The organism is Endobacterium cereale (assembly GCF_009617585.1).
Classification (GTDB): Bacteria; Pseudomonadota; Alphaproteobacteria; order Rhizobiales; family Rhizobiaceae; genus Neorhizobium; species Neorhizobium cereale.
In genome coordinates this window covers 1-16,332 of the sequence record NZ_WIXI01000035.1, presented here as the reverse complement: position 1 = coordinate 16,332, position 16,332 = coordinate 1, and the positions used below count along the sequence as shown (strand labels likewise).

The window sequence follows — 16,332 nt, the reverse complement described above, 5'->3', positions numbered from 1 at the left end:
GGCGTTACCTCACTTCTTTTCCATAACACATTGCAGCGGATGCTGATGCTGTCGGGCGAAATCCATGACCTGACTTACTTTGGTCTCTGCGACCTCATACGTAAAGACACCACATTCGCCCACGCCGTGATTGTGAACGTGGAGCATGATGCGCGTCGCCGCGTCGAGATCTTTCTGGAAGAAACGCTCCAGAACATGAATGACGAACTCCATGGGTGTGTAGTCGTCGTTCAGCAAAAGCACACGGTAGAGACTGGGCTTCTTGGTCTTCGACTTCGTTCGGGTAATGACCGACGTCCCGCGATTGCCGTCGTCGCCGTCCCCGTTCTTGTCGTCCTGCATGTAGATCGGCGCTGCGATCATAGTCTTTCATTCCTCAGTCGTCCGGCAACCGATCCTTGGGAGGTGATCGAACCAGACGTTGGACCTTTAACTTAGTTCATTCGCGAAGGATTTTAAGCCCTCCACGCTCCTGCGCAATCACAATTCCGAACGAAACCCATCCATGAAGCGGAAAGTGCGGGACTGCGCGACAGTATCAAGTCATCCCGACAGCAATTGATATCGCTGATGTCGGTCATATAGGAGCGGCGGCTCATCGAAAAAAGGTGCGCCCGCAAGCTTGCGTCGGGCCGACTTCGCGAAAGCTGCGTAGGTGGCCATGAAAAAAGCGGGCATGAAAGCCCGCTTCGTTCAATCGACCATCTGGTCGGCATTCCGCATCGATCAGAGATCGACGTCGAGGATCGCCATCGTAAAGTTGTAGGAACGCTCTTCGTCCTCATCATCGATGTAAACAACACCGAGGAATTCGTCGCCGGCATATACCTCGGCCGAATCGTCCTTGCGCGGGCGCGCCTTGACTACGAAGGTCGGGTTGAAAACGCGCTTGAAATAGGCGTCGAGTTTCTTGATTTCGTCCGGTTTCACTGGCGTTTCTCCGTCTGTCGTTCGTGTTGCGGCGCTTGTGGCATGGGTTGGCGGGAATTGTAAAGACGGGAAAAACCGCCATCCTCATTGATGAGAATGGCGAGATAGCGCACAGGCTTTAAGGGTCAATCCTCGGCCAGCAGCATCTGGTTCATGACGCGCGACGGCTCCGAGCAGCCGGCACTACCAACAACCTTGGCGGGCACGCCGGCCACGGTGGTGTTATGCGGCACGGGCTTGAGCACGACTGAACCGGCAGCGATGCGCGAGCAATGACCGATCTCGATATTGCCAAGAATTTTCGCCCCTGCCCCGATCAGCACGCCGTCGGCGATCTTCGGGTGGCGGTCAGCACCTTCCTTACCGGTGCCGCCAAGCGTCACGCCATGAAGGATGGATACATTGTCGCCGATGATAGCAGTTTCGCCCACGACCAGGCCGGTGGCGTGATCGAGGAAAATACCCTTGCCGATGCGGGCAGCGGGGTTGATGTCGGTCTGGAAGACGCTCGAAGACCTGCTCTGCATGTAAAGCGCAAAATCGCGACGGCCGCGGTTCATCAGCCAGTGCGCGAGGCGATGTGTCTGCAGGGCATGAAAACCCTTGAAATAGAGAACGGCTTCAAGGAAGCGCAGGCATGCGGGGTCACGGTCGTAAACGGCCTGAATGTCGACGCGCAGGATGGCGCCCCATTCCGGCCAGTCCGCCAACATTTCCTCAAACGTCTGGCGCAAGAGAACAGCCTGCAGATCCGGATGATCGAGGCGCTCGCAGATACGGTGGATGACGCAATCTTCCAGCGAACGGTGGTTCAGCACCGTCGAATAGAGAAATGCAGCCAGCAGCGGATCGTGTTCCGCTCCGGCGCGCGCTTCCTGGCGCAGCGTATCCCAGATCGGATCCACCATGGCGACGGCATCCTTCTGCAGGGCCTCGTGACGTGCGGACATGGAGACTTCCTTGTTTCTTCAGGCGCTCATTATATAGAACAAGTTTGCGACGATACCAATGCCACCGGAAATGCATTCCGGTGAACCATAGGTTCAGCGCAGCTTATAGGCTTGCGTAGAATTCCAGCACGGCCGCCTTGAACACACGGTCGCCGACGGCCAGCATATGATCGCGGTTGGGGATATCGAGCGCCTGAGCATTAGGCATCAGTGCGGCCAGTTCCTGAGGCGAACCGGCGATATCATCCTTGGTGCCGACACCGATCAGCGTCGGGATATCGATCTTGCCCATATCGGAATGCTCGACCAGATCGCGCGATCCGCGGATGCAGGCTGCCAGCGCGTCGCGGTCGCTCTTCGTCTGCTCGGCAAACATGCGGAACATGCGACCACGCTCATGCGTGACATCATCAACGGATGGCGCCACCAGCGCATCGGCGATGGGATCCCAGTCACCGACGCCATCGGTCATGCCGATGCCCAGACCACCGAGAACCAGCGAACGGATACGCTCCGGGTTGGCAAGTGCGGCGAAGGTGGAAATGCGTGCGCCCATCGAATAGCCCATGAAATGTGCCTTTTCGATACCGAGATGATCGAGCAGCGCGACCGCATCGGTCGCCATCACCCAAGGGCGATAGGCTTCGGCATCGCGCGGCTTGTCGCTGGCGCCGTGGCCGCGGTTGTCGAGGGCGATAACGCGATAACCCGCCTCGCCCAGCGTCTTCAGCCATCCTGGATGCACCCAGTTCACCGTCGCCGTCGAAGCAAAGCCATGGATCAGCAGAACCGGGTCGCCGGACGGTTCGCCTTCGTCGAAGAACGAGATTTTCAGGCCATCGTGGTCGAACTGGGAAAATGTGGGCGCATTGAGGTTCATGGCAAATCCTGTCTGGACGACATCCGGTTCGAATGATCTCGCGACTACGAAAACCATCCGTCGGTGCTTAAACGCAATTTTTGGTGCAAGTTTCAAGGCCGGATGATCAATTCCACTTCATCGATGGAAAGACGCGGTCTATAAGCGCGGCAAATCGAAAGGACAGATCTTGGCTGCACGCGACCGATATTCCCGAAAGCTCGAATGCTCGCAATGCGGACATAGCGGTTATGCCGAGGTTTCGGAAGACGACGATCCGCGCCGCAAAACGCCGGGTTTTCTGGTCGATGACATGCCGATCGGTTTTGTCACGGAATTCGCCTCGAACGATCCACGCAAATACATGATCCGTTGCCGCTGTGGCCATAAGTTCCGATTCGAGCAGAAGACGGTTTACGCGCCGGGTGGGGAACCACGGCGATGATCTGACGATTAACAAGATGCGACCATTCCGAGAATGGTCACATTAGAATTTTTCCTACACATTCAGCGGGCCTCACGATAAGGTCCGCCGCAACACATCGATCGGAGACGAACATGGCCGGGCATGCAATTCCTCACTTCCAGAACGACGGCGGTCACGCGGCTATCGAAATCGGCGTCAAGGAATTCATGTGCACGGGCGCCAATGTGCCCTTCGACCATCCGCACATCTATATCGACATGGGCGACGACAACGAGAAGGTCTGCTCCTATTGCTCGACGCTCTATCGTTACAATCCCAAACTGAGGGCCGACCAGACCGAGCCGGCCGGCTGCGTTTTCCACGTCAAGGCGGCCTGACCTCCGGTTCAAGCGCATGACAGTAAAAAGAGTTGCGATCGTCGGCGCCGGCATGGCCGGCCTGATGGCTGCGTTGGCATTGGCGCGGCGCGGGATCGCCTGCGACATCATCGAACAGGCAACACGCCTCGAGGAAGTTGGCGCGGGCCTTCAGATTTCGCCCAATTCCGCCCGCATCCTTGCCGAGCTCGGCGTCCTGAAAACACTCGAGCCTGTCTGGAACGAGCCCGATCACATCGCGCTGGCCTCGGGCCTGTCGCTTCGGGTTCTGGCCAATGTCCCGGTCGGCCGGTTCGCCCGCGAGCGCTGGGGTGCTCCTTATGGGGTGCTGCACCGAACAACGCTCCAGCGCGCCCTGCTGACCGCCGTAGAACAGCAACCGCTTTGTTCGCTTCATCTCGGCATCCGTCTCGATCACCCCGACATGGACGCACTTGCTTCGATTACAGGCAGTCGCCCTGATCTCATCGTGGGTGCCGACGGCGTCTGGTCTCAGGTGCGCACCATCGTTCCACAGGCACCGATCCCGACATTTTCGGGCAATATAGCCTGGCGTTTGACAGTCCCCTCCCGCAAGGCTCCCCCGGCCCTGAAAATTAATGCCGTGACAGCCTTCCTGGGGCCAGGCGCGCATCTGGTCTCCTATCCGCTCAAGGAAATCGACGGATATAATGTTGTCGCCATATCGACCGGTCTCAACCCGGGACAGACATGGCAGGCGCACGCCAACACAAAACAGCACGATCTGCTAATGAGCCAGTTTTCGCTCTGGCATTCACAAATCCAGGAGCTTTTGGGTCAGGCAAAGGACGCCACCTTCTGGCCGCTCTACGAGGTCGAACGCGGTCAATGGCACAACGGGCGGGACACGGTCCTGATCGGGGATGCCGCACACGCGATGATGCCATTCGCGGCCCAGGGCGCTTCCATGGCGATCGAGGATGCAGCGCGCCTTGCCATTCATCTCGGGCGTCCAGGCACCCTTCCCCACAGACTTTCCGCTTTCGAGCAGGAACGCGTGGCCCGAACCGACAAGGTTCGAAATCGCGGCGCCTTCAACCGTTTCGCCTATCATGCGCGCGGCCCCGTGCGCCTGGCACGCGATTTTGTCCTGTCGATGCGGTCGCCGCAATCGCTTGCGGCCGACCTTGACTGGCTCTACGGCTTCAACGCCGCCGATCCGTGATTATTTTGCCGCTGCGGCAGCGGCAAACCCCGCCTCGAGGTCACGCTTGAGGTCGGCGACATCTTCCAGACCGATCTGCAGGCGAATGACCGGGCCTTCACCCGGCGCCTTGCGGATCGTTCTGTCGGTCAGATTGACCGGCACGGCGAGGCTTTCGTAACCACCCCAGGAATAACCCAGACCGAAAATCTTCCGTGCATCCAGAAAAGCGTGCGAACGGGCTTTGAACTGCGCCTGCTCGTCAACCTTGAGCACGAAGGAAAAGACGCCGCTGGCTCCCTTGAAGTCGCGCTTCCAGATCTCGTGGCCGGGAAAGCTCGGCAGCGCCGGGTGCAGGACCTTTGCAACGTCGTCACGACTTTCAAGCCATTGTGCGATTGCGAGCGCGCTCTTCTGGTGATGATCGAGGCGGACGCCCATCGTGCGTAGCCCGCGCAGGATCTGGTAGGAATCGTCCGGCGCACCGCAGATGCCCATGGCGCCATGCGCTGCCAGAAGCGCCGACCAGTGCTTGGCGTTGGCGGAAACCGACCCCATCACGATGTCGGAATGGCCTGAAGGATATTTCGTGGTCGCATGGATCGACACGTCCGCGCCAAAATCTAGCGGGCGAAAATACAGGGGCGTCGCCCAGGTATTGTCCATGGTCACGACACAGTCGTGCCGGTGCGCTGCATCACTGATGGCGCGAATATCCTGCATCTCCATCGTGTTGGACCCCGGCGCTTCCGTATGGACGAGCTTTGTATTCGGGCGGATCAGGCTTTCGATGCCCGCGCCGATTTCCGGATCATAATATTCCACCTCTACGCCCAGACGCGTCAGCATCGTATTGCAGAAATGCCGGCATGGTTCGTAGACGGAATCGACGATCAATGCGTGATCGCCTGCGGACAGATAGGCCAGAAACGGAATGCTGATGGCGGCAAGGCCTGACGGCACCAGAACCGTGCCCGCCGAACCCTCGAGTTCATTCAGTGCATCGCAAAGCGCGTCCGTGGTGGTCGTTCCGCGTGTCCCGTAAGTATATTTCTGCTCACGACGCTCCATCGCGCTGCAATCGGGAAAAAGAACCGTCGAGGCATGGACAACTGGCGGATTTACGAAACCGTGATAATCGCGGGGATTGTATCCGATATGCGCAAGCCGCGTATTTGGTCCAGCATTGTCTAAAAAAGTGTCTTTTGTCATATCCTGCTCACGGTCCTCTTTCAGAGATGTGACGCAATCTTTGGCAGAGACGCGCATCAGCGGTCAAGCCGCAGGCAAAACCGAGAAAATATCGGCGTTACGACAGCTTAGCGCTTATGCATTGCATGCTCAGCCATTGAGCTTTTGCTCGCCGATTGTGCATATTCTCGCAATTATCACGGTTTGAGGCAGGAATTAGGCAGGCACATCTTGACCATGACTGCATTTGCGACTGTGATAGGCATTGCTCGCTCTGGGAGGCATTGCGAGCAGCCGTTATCCGCTGAAGTTTTGCTTCGCGGTTGGCTGGGATCCATCAAATAAAAGATAAGGTTGGGAAAATGAAAAAGACGCTTCTGTCCGCTGCAATTGGCGCAGCAGTCCTGGGCATCGGCTCGGCGGCATCCGCTGGTACGCTCGATGACATCAAGGCCAAGGGTTTTGTCCAGTGCGGCGTCAACACCGGTCTTGCCGGCTTTGCACAGCCGGACGCTTCCGGTGCCTGGAAGGGTTTCGACGTCGATTATTGCCGCGCCGTTGCCGCTGCGATTTTCAACGATGCCAGCAAGGTGAAGTACACGCCGACCACTGCGCAGAGCCGCTTCACAGCGCTGCAGTCCGGCGAAGTCGACATTCTGGCTCGTAACACCACTTGGACCATCAGCCGCGATACCGCGCTCGGCTTCAACTTCCGTTACGTCAACTATTACGACGGCCAGGGCTTCATGGTTCCGAAGTCGCTCAACGTGAAGTCGGCTCTCGAACTGTCCGGCGCTGCCGTCTGCGTGCAGTCCGGCACCACGACCGAGCTTAACCTTGCCGACTACTTCCGCTCCAACAACCTGCAGTACAACCCGGTCGTCTTCGAAAAGCTCGAAGAAGTGAACGCCGCCTACCAGGCCGGCCGTTGCGACGTCTACACGACCGACCAGTCGGGTCTGTATGCAACGCGTCTGGCGCTGTCCAACCCGGACGAGCACGTCATTCTGCCGGAAATCATCTCCAAGGAGCCGCTCGCACCGGCTGTCCGACAGGGTGATGACAAGTGGCTCGACGTCGTGACCTGGGTTGGTTACGCACTGGTGCAGGCCGAAGAATTCGGCATCACCCAGGCCAATGTCGACGAGTTCAAGAACTCGACCAACCCGGATATCAAGCGCTTCCTCGGCACCGAAGCCGATACCAAGATCGGTACCGACCTCGGACTGACCAACGACTGGGCTTACAACGTCGTCAAGGGCGTCGGCAATTACGGCGAAGTCTTTGAGCGCAACATCGGCCAGGGCAGCCCGCTGAAGATCGCTCGCGGCCTCAACGCTCTGTGGAGCAAGGGCGGCCTGCAGTTCGCACCGCCGGTCCGTTGATCCAATGATCTGAAAGTCCGCAAGGTGGCCCTGCCGCCTTGCGGACTTTTCTTCCTGACGTATAAAAACAACAATAAAAACAGATAAAATGGCCCATAAGAGGCCACAGGGGATTGGCAAAAGCATGACGGATAAAGCCGTAACTGCGCCCCCGCCCAAGCGGGACACCACATCACTTCTTTACGACCCCAAGGTTCGAAGCATCTTCTTTCAGGTGCTGACCGTGGTGGTCATCGTCGTTTCTGTCATGTGGATCGCCCACAATGTCAGCAGCAACCTTGCACGTTCGAATACGGCTTCCGGATTCGGCTTTTTGAACGGTCGCTCAGGCTTCGATATCGGCCAGTCGCTGATCGCCTATTCCAGCGATTCGACCTATGGCCGCGCCATCATGGTCGGCTTCCTCAACACGCTTCTGATCGCCGTCACCGGCATTATCACCGCCACGATCGTCGGCTTTATCATCGGTATCGGACGCCTTTCGAAGAACTGGCTGGTTGCCAAACTCTGCACGGTTTATGTGGAAATCTTCCGCAACATTCCGCCGCTCCTTGTCATCTTCTTCTGGTATTCCGGCGTTCTTGCCATCCTGCCGCAGCCGCGCGATGCGATCCAACTGCCGTTGTCGACATTCCTCAGCAATCGCGGACTGACCTCGCCCTACCCGATCTGGGGTGAAGGCGCGTCCATGATACCCGTCGCCTTCGTCGTTGCGGTCATCATCGCTATCGCCTTCGGCCTCTGGCAGAAAAAACGACAGATGCGCACCGGCAAGCAGTTGCCGACCGGCTGGATCGCGGCCGCGATCATCATCACCCTTCCGCTGATCGTCTTTTTTGTCGTGGGGGCACCGCTCACCTTCGATTATCCGGTCGAAGGACGGTTCAACCTGTCCGGCGGCGGCACGATCCGTCCCGAATTCGTCGCTCTTTATCTGGCGCTTTCGCTCTACACCGCAGCCTTCATCGCCGAAATCATCCGTGCCGGCATCAAGGGCGTCGGCAAGGGGCAGACCGAAGCAGCGGCAGCGCTTGGTCTTCAGCCGAACAAGACGACACAACTCGTCGTCGTGCCGCAGGCATTCCGCATCATCATTCCGCCGCTGACCAGCCAGTATCTCAATCTGACGAAAAACTCGTCACTGGGTGTGGCGATCGGCTTTCCCGAACTGTTCTCCACGGGCAGCACGACGCTGAACCAGACTGGCCAGGCGGTCGAAATGATCTCGATCATGCTGATCATCTATCTGACCATCAGCATTGTCACCTCGCTGTTCATGAACTGGTTCAACGCCAAAATGGCACTGGTGGAGAGATAAGCGATGGCTGACAATATCAACCTCTCCTATATCCGCGGCGAGATGATCGCAGCCGAACCGCCACCGGTCAGCAACCGCAACGTTGCGGGCTGGCTGCGCACCAACCTTCTCGCCACGCCGAAAGACGTGGTCCTGACCATTCTGGCGCTGGCGCTTCTGGCCTTCACCCTGCCCGCCATCTTCAACTGGCTGATCGTGCAGGCAAGCTGGTTCGGGTCCGACCGTTCGGTCTGCGCCACCATTGCTCAGGGCGGCATTCAGCCCGATGGCTGGAAAGGCGCCTGCTGGGCCTTCGTACAGGATCGTTTCCAGCAGTTCATCTTCGGGCGGTATCCGATCGACGAACGCTGGCGCGTGATGCTGGTCGGCGCCATGTTCGTCGTGCTGCTCGTGCCGCTGATGATCCCGAAACTGCCGCATAAGGCGATCAACGCCATCCTGTTGTTCGTCGTTTTCCCGGTGGTTGCGTTCTTCCTGCTGCTTGGCGGCTATTTCGGCCTTGTCCGTGTCGATACGCCGCTCTGGGGCGGCATGATGGTGACGCTGATCCTGTCCTTCGTCGGCATCGCCGTGTCCTTCCCGGTCGGCATTCTTCTGGCGCTCGGCCGCCGGTCGCACATGCCGATCGTCAAGATGTTCTGCGTCCTCTTCATCGAGGTCATCCGCGGCGTGCCGCTGATCATGGTCCTGTTCATGGCCAACGTCATGTTGCCGCTCTTCCTGCCGGTCGGCTGGACGATCGATAACTTCCTGCGTGCGGTCGTGGGCGTTGCCCTGTTTGCCTCCGCCTATATGGCTGAGGTCATTCGCGGCGGCCTTCAGGCCATTCCGAAGGGGCAGAGCGAAGGCGCCGATTCGCTCGGCCTCAGCTACTGGCAGAAAATGCGGCTGATCGTTCTGCCGCAGGCGATCAAGGTGGTCATTCCGGGCATCGTCAACACGTTCATCGGCCTGTTCAAGGATACCTCGCTCGTGGCGATCATCGGCATGTATGACCTCCTGAACATCATCCGTCTGAACTTCGCCGATACGACATGGATCACGCCGATGACGCCTCTGACGGGTCTCGTCACTGCCGCGATCATCTACTGGATCTTCTGCTTCGGCATGTCGCGCTATTCCGCCTTCATGGAACGGCACCTCGATACCGGCCACAAACGATAATAAGGGGAAAAAACATGGCTGACGCCCAACCCAAGAACCTGACCGTCTCCGCCACCGATGTCGCTGTCGAGATCATCGGCATGAACAAGTGGTACGGTGATTTCCACGTGCTGCGCGACATCAACCTCAAAGTGATGAAGGGCGAGCGCATCGTCATCGCCGGGCCTTCGGGTTCCGGCAAGTCGACGATGATCCGCTGCATCAATCGTCTGGAAGAGCACCAGTCGGGCAGCATCGTGGTCGATAACATCGAGCTCACCAACGATTTGAAGAAGATCGATGAGGTGCGTCGCGAAGTCGGCATGGTGTTCCAGCACTTCAACCTTTTCCCGCATCTGACGATCCTGGAAAACTGCACGCTGGCACCGATCTGGGTCCGAAAAATGCCCAGGAAGGAAGCCGAGGAAGTGGCAATGCACTACCTCAAGCGCGTCAAGATCCCGGAACAGGCCCATAAATATCCGGGCCAGCTATCCGGCGGCCAGCAGCAGCGCGTGGCGATTGCCCGCTCGCTCTGCATGAAGCCAAAGATCATGCTGTTCGACGAGCCGACGTCGGCGCTCGATCCGGAAATGGTCAAGGAAGTGCTCGACACGATGGTGAGCCTTGCCGAAGAAGGTATGACCATGCTGTGCGTGACCCACGAAATGGGCTTTGCCCGCCAGGTCGCCAATCGCGTGATTTTCATGGACCAGGGTCAGATCGTTGAGCAGAATTCGCCGCAGGAATTCTTCGACAATCCCCAGCACGAGCGCACAAGGCTCTTCCTCAGCCAGATCCTGCACTAGGATTTTTGGGCAGAAACACGAAAGGGGCGCCGCAAGCGCCCCTTTTTTAGTCGAGCTTTGGCAGCGGACGGCAGCCCGCCCGCGAAGTTCACCACTTGAACGTATATCGCGCGCCAATATTGCTGGATGGCCCATCCGCATTGGTTGCCTGGTCTATCCGGCCGTTCAGCGACAGGCGCTCGCTGATCTTCTGTTCCACGGCAATACCGGCGCCAAGCTCCCTGAATGTATCCAGCGCCCTCGCCTCAAGGATAACGGCGGTGCCGGTGCCTGCTCTGGAAACCTTTACGGATTGGCTGGCCTCGCCGATCCAGTTGGAAGCCGCGCCGTCATAACGCATGCCGTATTGTCGGTTCACCTCCACATCAAGCGCCTCGCTGGCGATCCGCTTTTCCGACATGATGACCCGGGCGCCGCTGCTGCCGGTCACCGCGTCCAGATTGATGCGAATGTCACGGTTGAGCTGATATGCGGGCGTCTGGATGCTCGAGGCGGTTATCTTGCCCCATAATCTTACCGGTGTGTTCACCACCGCATTCTTTTGCGAATCCAGACCGAGATTGATGCCCGCCTCCGACTGCAATTCATTCGGCAGACGCAGGCCAAGCCTGACGCCGTAGCTGGTGTCGGAGTTTTTGGTCGGCGTCCAGATTAGCGGTCTTTCGTCGGCAAGGCTTCGCTCTGCCGAAATCATCAATGTCATGGACGTCAATACCGCGCTTGCCGTTGCAATAATTTTTGCCATGAAATCCTCATCGAGGCTTTGATCTGTGCGCGCGCATTCCTATCGATGCGCTTCGACGCAGTTCGGGCCTGCAGGAGGCATGAATGGACCCAACGGTCCGGCCCCATGCTGACGAAGTTCCGGAACGGCAGAGCTGCCCCGGAAACGAAATCGATTACGATGTAATGGTGCTTTTCAGCGTTTTAACCATGCCTTCGGCACGGTGTCCGCGACAGCTTCATGCAATCGCTGCAACGCATATAAACATACCGAAGAATGTGGCTTTTTTCAAATCCTGAATGCAACATGAACAAGAAAACTCGTTGGCGGGATTTTTTCGCGACAAATTTGCCGCACTGCAGCAGGCCGCGATCCACCAGCAAGGCGCAGAAAACGTCTGAAATCCAGCACCGAGAGAGAACCAAACCGGTTTTTCGCCGCGATGCGTCAACTGAGAAGGACGGATCGACGGGATCGAAACATGGGCTCTCGCCCATGTCCACAGCGCACCATAGGTAACGCACGCATAGCGCTTGCTATTTCGGTATTGAGGAATAGTCTTCAACCATCTGCTGTTGAGGCCTCACCATGAGCGAACCAGAAACAAGCATTTTTGCACTGTCATCCGACGATGCCGGCGTTTTCAACTGGAATGTCGATACCAATCTTCTGTGCGCCGATGAGCACTTCGCCGACATTTTCGGACTGGACCCACAGGAAGTCCGTGACGGACTTCCGATTGAAGCCTATCTTGCTGCGGTCTGGGAAGGTGACCGACGCGATGTCGCCAAAACCTTGCATCAAGCCATTTCGACAGGCGGCTCCTGTTTTCAGGACTATCACGTCGCCCGCCCGGATGGCAGCATCGTTCATGTCGTCGGGATCGGTCGCTGTTTCCGTAATATCGAAGGCGAAGCGACCCGTTATGTCGGCGTTGTCTTCGACGATGTCGAACTTGACGAACAACAGTGCGAGAAACTGCTATCCGGCCATTACCGCAACAGCCAACAAAGCCTGTTCGAACTTGACGAAGACGACGTGGCGGACGTTCTCGCGAGCGCCGTGAACCGTTTAGAGCATGATGACGAGGACAAGAAAAAACCGCTCGTCGTGCATCATTGATTCGGATTGCCGAACCGCATATCCGCCGAGACGGCATGCGGACCATCTTCTCCTTTCCCGGCCATTCGATTAGGCCACCGGCATGGGCTGCCGGCAGACCTATCCGTCCAGCCGCAAACTCAGCTGCCGACCGGACTTCGAAGCTGCCAATGGCTGGCGCGTATTGGCGATCTGAATTCGTTCGAAACGGTCTTTTTTCTCACGATCCCACCGCTCGCGTCGCTGCTTGGATTTTTCAACAGCGGCAAGTGCGCGTTCTATGACAGTGGTGGAATTCGCACTACGCTCTGCATGCATGGCATTCTCCCGCAATCAAATCGTTTGTTCTCTTTATGTTCCGTCATTCTTTTGGAAATGTCAAGCTACGGCACCGGGTAGCCGCTATGCAGGATGTGACAAGCTGATCATTCGAGTTGCCGAAAATGCAAAAAAAGCGCTCGGCAGCAACCGAACGCTTTTCATTACAATGACTTTGGCGACCCCTGCAGGACTCGAACCTGCGACCTACTGCTTAGAAGGCAGTTGCTCTATCCAGTTGAGCTAAGGGGCCGTCTGCCTGACGCTACGAATCAATGTGTCCAGGGCGTCGTACGGTTGAAGCGGAAATTGTCGGTATAGGAAACGGTCTGGCGGGCCGGCTCTTTCGGCTGGATCACCCGGTATTCGATACCGTTGCGTTCCGCATAGGCACAGGCCTGCTCCAGCGTTTCGAACGTGAGCTTGAGTTGCTGCTTCATGTCGCCGGTGGAAGTGTAACCAAGGATCGGGTCGATGCGACGCGGCTCTTCCTGATCGAATTCCAGCAGCCAAAGATGCGTCTTCGCCTTGCCGGACTGCATGGCGGTCTTAGCTGGACGGTAGATCTTGGCGGACATGCTGTGCTCGTTCCCCGATATGGGCGTAACCGAGCCCGGTATCGATGGTCGGAGTGGAGAGATTCGAACTCCCGACCCTCTGGTCCCAAACCAGATGCGCTACCAGACTGCGCTACACTCCGTTCCTGCGATGAATGCGAGATACACGGTTCATGCCGTTGCTGCAACAGCAAAAAACACTGTTCGCACATCAATCGTCAAAGCCATGCACGTTTATTTCGAATTGCCTATCTGGCCGCTTCTCACAACATCACCCGCCTTGATACCGAGCACCTTGCTTCGGCCGCCATTCAGCTCAAGCACGTGTTTGATCGGCCCGCGCGAAGAGATGATCGCGTCCGACTGTGGTTCGGCACTATCGTGGATGTGTGTGATCCGGCCCGAGGCGTCGATGAACAGCATGTCGAGAGGAATCAGCGTGTTGTGCATCCACATGCTGACATCGCGTACCAGACCGAAATCGAACAGCATTCCACTGTCCGGCGCCATTTCGCGGCGCAGCATCAGCCCCTGTTCGCGTTGTGCGTCGTCGAGTGCCAGTTCGACCGTGAACCTGTGCTGTTTGCCGCCGACCGATTCGATCGTCAACGGCTCCGTTTCGAAACGTACGGGTGCTGCGACAGCACTGGCCACAAACAGAGAGAGCGCCAAAACGGCGCTCACGAACAATGTCGATACGGCGGCGCGCATGATCAATGCGCCCTATTGCCGGGATTTGGATTATCCGGGTGGATTTCCGCCGCCATCATGCCCTTGTCGCCGGGCCCGAAACGCACGAGCACCACCTGGCCGGGGCGCAGTTCCGTGAGGCCGAAACGGCGCAGCGTTTCCATATGGACAAAAATGTCCTCGGTCCCCTCGCCCCGCGTCAAAAAGCCAAAGCCCTTGGTGCGGTTGAACCATTTTACGATCGCGCGTTCGAGACCGCTGGTCGGCGTCACCTGAACATGGGTGCGAACCGGCGGCATCTGCGAAGGATGCACCGCTGTCGACTGGTCCATGGAGAGAATACGGAAAGCCTGGAAACCGCGGTCGCGCCTCTGGATCATCGCCACGATACGCGTTCCCTCAAGGATCGTCTGGTATCCGTCGCGACGCAGGCAGCTCACATGCAGGAGAACATCCTGCATGCCGTTGTCGGGCACGATGAAACCAAACCCCTTGGCAACGTCGAACCATTTTACCACGCCGGTGATTTCGATGAGCTCGACCGGTTCGCCCGAGAGTTCTTCGAATGCGGCAATGTCTTTCGATGACATTCTGTCAGCCATGTTTTCTCAGCCCCTCGATACGCGTCACGAAGTTACGGTTAACTGATTCTTGAGAAGTCAGAATAACATTGCGCCGACCATGGGGCGCAAGTCCCTACTTCCTTAATATTCTGCTTAAACGGCATGCCTTGCCCCAGGCTGACGAGTGATGCATATCCCAAGACGTCGCCACGCCTGACATCACAAGCATTAGGAGACCCCATGCGCTATCTTCACACAATGGTCCGTATCAAGGACATCGACGCCTCGCTCAAATTCTACACCGAGATATTTGGGCTTCAGGAAGTGCGCCGGACCGAAAGCGAAAAGGGCCGTTTCACGCTGATTTTCCTCGCCGCCTCGGAAGATGTGGAAGCCGCCCGCACCAACAAGGCCCCCTGCCTCGAACTCACCTATAACTGGGACACCGAGGATTATACGGGCGGCCGCAACTTTGGCCATCTCGCTTACGAGGTCGACAATATCCACGAATTCTGCCAGCAGCTGATGGACAAGGGCGTCACCATCAACCGCCCGCCGCGCGATGGCAACATGGCCTTCGTGCGCTCGCCCGACGGCATTTCCATCGAAATCCTGCAGAAGGGCGCAGCCCTGACCCCGGCCGAACCGTGGCTGTCCATGCCGAACACCGGCAGCTGGTGACCTGAAGCGCCAAGGCGCGCAAACGGCTTTCCCGAAAGCCTGACACAGGCTTGCATGTCCATCATGCAGGCCTGTTTCGTTTCAAAGCGGGGAATGCCGGTGCCGCGTCAATCCACTTCCAAAACAAGGCTCGCCGCGTCGGCGTCCCTGATCATCATCACACTTGCCATGTCCGGCTGCTCCCTGACGGGCTCCAAGCCGGAGGTCGCGGCAAAGACCACGCCTGGCCCGCGCGCCTCCTCTGCCGCCGAAGCGATGCAGCAGGCGGCTGTCGCCAAACAGCAGCGACAGACCAAAAGCGGCACCACCACCTATGTGGATCCGCTGGTCAGCGCCCGCCCAGGCCAGAATCAGAACGACACCCGCGCGACCGGCAGCCAGACTGACATTGCAGACGGCCAGAATGTCCGCGATTTCCGGGCCTCAGGTCGCAGCGCCATGGCTGCCATGCGTTCCGAAAAAACATCATCGGCTAGGCAGGCGCCTACACAGCCCACCGCCACACCGTCGGCTGTACCTGAACTGACGGAATCGGCCATGGCCGGTATCGTCACCCAGCCGACCGTCATCCAGGCCGGACGCAACAGCATCTTTTCCGCCGCAGCGGCACCGGCAGCAGACCTTACAACCGCAAGCGCATCTCCTGCTCCGGCACAGAATGTGTCGAGCGCCACCGGATCGCTCAGCACGGATGCGGTCGCCTATGCACCTGTCCGTCGTATCAGCGGCACGACCGGCGGCCTGTTTGCCGGCGGTCCGCAAATGGCGTCGAATTCCAATGTCGGCAACGCAGCGGCGGCACCCGCAGCCGTAAACCATACGCCACCTGGCATCGCCACTCGCCCGGCCGTCCCTGCCGCCTCAGAACCGGTCGCCCAAGGTCTCTGGTAAGCCCGCAGCTTTTCCACAGGCCACGGAAGCGGCTGAAATCCCTTTGTTTTCCGAGTTTTCAGACGGCGCTCACGGGCGTCGTCATTTTTTTGTAAAAAATCATCACTCGGCGCTTGCGGAAAAAAAAAGGCCTGACTATAAGGGCGCCACCGCAGCAAACGCGGACACGGCATGCGCCCTTCGTCTATCGGTTAGGACGTCAGATTTTCATTCTGAAAAGAGGGGTTCGACTCCCCTAGGGCGTGCCACTCCC

The 16,332-nt window shown here is 58.0% G+C and carries 19 protein-coding genes and 3 tRNA genes; 11 read left to right on the top strand and 11 right to left on the bottom strand.

Annotated features, from left to right (window positions below):
• Positions 1-9 precede the first annotated feature (9 nt).
• The 4 genes from clpS to GAO09_RS05770 all read right to left on the bottom strand — a co-directional run bounded on the left by clpS (position 10) and on the right by GAO09_RS05770 (position 2,760).
• Entirely contained in the window at positions 10-363 is a 354-nt protein-coding gene (gene clpS, locus GAO09_RS05785; RefSeq protein ID WP_153353100.1) for an ATP-dependent Clp protease adapter ClpS, read from the bottom strand.
• A gap of 363 nt (positions 364-726) precedes the next feature.
• Entirely contained in the window at positions 727-930 is a 204-nt protein-coding gene (locus GAO09_RS05780; protein WP_132273477.1) for a DUF3126 family protein, read from the bottom strand.
• 125 nt (positions 931-1,055) lie between these two features.
• Positions 1,056-1,880 (bottom strand): serine O-acetyltransferase, encoded by an 825-nt coding sequence (gene cysE / locus GAO09_RS05775; RefSeq protein WP_153353099.1) that lies wholly within the window; start codon positions 1,878-1,880, stop codon positions 1,056-1,058.
• 103 nt (positions 1,881-1,983) lie between these two features.
• A complete protein-coding gene (locus tag GAO09_RS05770) occupies positions 1,984-2,760 on the bottom strand; it encodes an alpha/beta fold hydrolase (RefSeq protein WP_153353098.1) in 777 nt (258 codons plus the stop codon).
• A 169-nt stretch (positions 2,761-2,929) separates the two neighbouring features.
• On the opposite strand from GAO09_RS05770, the gene GAO09_RS05765 reads away from it, so the two are divergent.
• From GAO09_RS05765 to GAO09_RS05755, 3 genes are all read left to right on the top strand, one after another.
• Positions 2,930-3,184, top strand: a complete 255-nt coding sequence (locus GAO09_RS05765) for a hypothetical protein (protein WP_153353097.1) — start codon at positions 2,930-2,932, stop codon at positions 3,182-3,184.
• A 113-nt stretch (positions 3,185-3,297) separates the two neighbouring features.
• Positions 3,298-3,543, top strand: coding sequence for a zinc-finger domain-containing protein (locus tag GAO09_RS05760; protein WP_153353096.1), 246 nt, complete (start codon positions 3,298-3,300; stop codon positions 3,541-3,543).
• A 16-nt stretch (positions 3,544-3,559) separates the two neighbouring features.
• The gene (locus GAO09_RS05755; protein ID WP_153353095.1) at positions 3,560-4,729 is read left to right on the top strand and encodes an FAD-dependent monooxygenase; all 1,170 of its coding nucleotides are present in this window, start codon (positions 3,560-3,562) and stop codon (positions 4,727-4,729) included.
• On the opposite strand, the gene GAO09_RS05750 is transcribed toward GAO09_RS05755, so the two are convergent.
• The gene (locus tag GAO09_RS05750; protein WP_153353094.1) at positions 4,730-5,920 is read right to left on the bottom strand and encodes a cystathionine beta-lyase; all 1,191 of its coding nucleotides are present in this window, start codon (positions 5,918-5,920) and stop codon (positions 4,730-4,732) included. It lies immediately after the preceding gene.
• Between the two features lie 341 nt (positions 5,921-6,261).
• Here GAO09_RS05750 and GAO09_RS05745 point away from each other — a divergent pair, with 341 nt between their 5' ends.
• The 4 genes from GAO09_RS05745 to GAO09_RS05730 all read left to right on the top strand — a co-directional run bounded on the left by GAO09_RS05745 (position 6,262) and on the right by GAO09_RS05730 (position 10,554).
• A complete protein-coding gene (locus tag GAO09_RS05745) occupies positions 6,262-7,284 on the top strand; it encodes an amino acid ABC transporter substrate-binding protein (RefSeq protein ID WP_153353093.1) in 1,023 nt (340 codons plus the stop codon).
• 124 nt (positions 7,285-7,408) lie between these two features.
• A complete protein-coding gene (locus GAO09_RS05740) occupies positions 7,409-8,602 on the top strand; it encodes an amino acid ABC transporter permease (RefSeq protein WP_153353092.1) in 1,194 nt (397 codons plus the stop codon).
• A 3-nt stretch (positions 8,603-8,605) separates the two neighbouring features.
• Positions 8,606-9,766: an amino acid ABC transporter permease gene (locus GAO09_RS05735; protein ID WP_153353091.1), complete on the top strand. Its 1,161-nt coding sequence runs from the start codon at positions 8,606-8,608 to the stop codon at positions 9,764-9,766.
• Positions 9,767-9,780: 14 nt separating this feature from the next.
• The gene (locus tag GAO09_RS05730) at positions 9,781-10,554 is read left to right on the top strand and encodes an amino acid ABC transporter ATP-binding protein (RefSeq protein ID WP_153353090.1); all 774 of its coding nucleotides are present in this window, start codon (positions 9,781-9,783) and stop codon (positions 10,552-10,554) included.
• A gap of 88 nt (positions 10,555-10,642) precedes the next feature.
• Here GAO09_RS05730 and GAO09_RS05725 read toward each other — a convergent pair whose 3' ends face one another.
• Complete coding sequence (locus GAO09_RS05725; RefSeq protein ID WP_153353089.1) at positions 10,643-11,299, bottom strand: hypothetical protein; 657 nt, start codon at positions 11,297-11,299, stop codon at positions 10,643-10,645.
• 567 nt (positions 11,300-11,866) lie between these two features.
• Between GAO09_RS05725 and GAO09_RS05720 the strand changes: the two genes are divergently transcribed.
• Entirely contained in the window at positions 11,867-12,400 is a 534-nt protein-coding gene (locus tag GAO09_RS05720; RefSeq protein WP_153353088.1) for a PAS domain-containing protein, read from the top strand.
• A 473-nt stretch (positions 12,401-12,873) separates the two neighbouring features.
• On the opposite strand, the gene GAO09_RS05715 is transcribed toward GAO09_RS05720, so the two are convergent.
• The 5 genes from GAO09_RS05715 to GAO09_RS05695 form a co-directional block, all read right to left on the bottom strand.
• Positions 12,874-12,950, bottom strand: a tRNA-Arg gene (locus tag GAO09_RS05715).
• A 19-nt stretch (positions 12,951-12,969) separates the two neighbouring features.
• Positions 12,970-13,275, bottom strand: a complete 306-nt coding sequence (locus GAO09_RS05710; RefSeq protein WP_153353087.1) for an ETC complex I subunit — start codon at positions 13,273-13,275, stop codon at positions 12,970-12,972.
• Positions 13,276-13,320: 45 nt separating this feature from the next.
• A tRNA-Pro gene (locus tag GAO09_RS05705) sits at positions 13,321-13,397 on the bottom strand.
• Positions 13,398-13,488: 91 nt separating this feature from the next.
• Complete coding sequence (locus tag GAO09_RS05700; RefSeq protein WP_153353086.1) at positions 13,489-13,965, bottom strand: DUF192 domain-containing protein; 477 nt, start codon at positions 13,963-13,965, stop codon at positions 13,489-13,491.
• 2 nt (positions 13,966-13,967) lie between these two features.
• Complete coding sequence (locus tag GAO09_RS05695) at positions 13,968-14,546, bottom strand: cold-shock protein (RefSeq protein WP_112731213.1); 579 nt, start codon at positions 14,544-14,546, stop codon at positions 13,968-13,970.
• Between the two features lie 201 nt (positions 14,547-14,747).
• Here GAO09_RS05695 and gloA point away from each other — a divergent pair, with 201 nt between their 5' ends.
• The 3 genes from gloA to GAO09_RS05680 all read left to right on the top strand — a co-directional run bounded on the left by gloA (position 14,748) and on the right by GAO09_RS05680 (position 16,327).
• Positions 14,748-15,188 carry a lactoylglutathione lyase gene (gene gloA, locus GAO09_RS05690; RefSeq protein WP_153353085.1) on the top strand — a complete coding sequence of 147 codons (441 nt, stop codon included), beginning with the start codon at positions 14,748-14,750 and terminating at the stop codon, positions 15,186-15,188.
• A 99-nt stretch (positions 15,189-15,287) separates the two neighbouring features.
• Positions 15,288-16,079: a hypothetical protein gene (locus GAO09_RS05685; protein ID WP_153353084.1), complete on the top strand. Its 792-nt coding sequence runs from the start codon at positions 15,288-15,290 to the stop codon at positions 16,077-16,079.
• A gap of 173 nt (positions 16,080-16,252) precedes the next feature.
• Positions 16,253-16,327 (top strand) — tRNA-Glu (locus GAO09_RS05680).
• Positions 16,328-16,332: the final 5 nt, after the last annotated feature.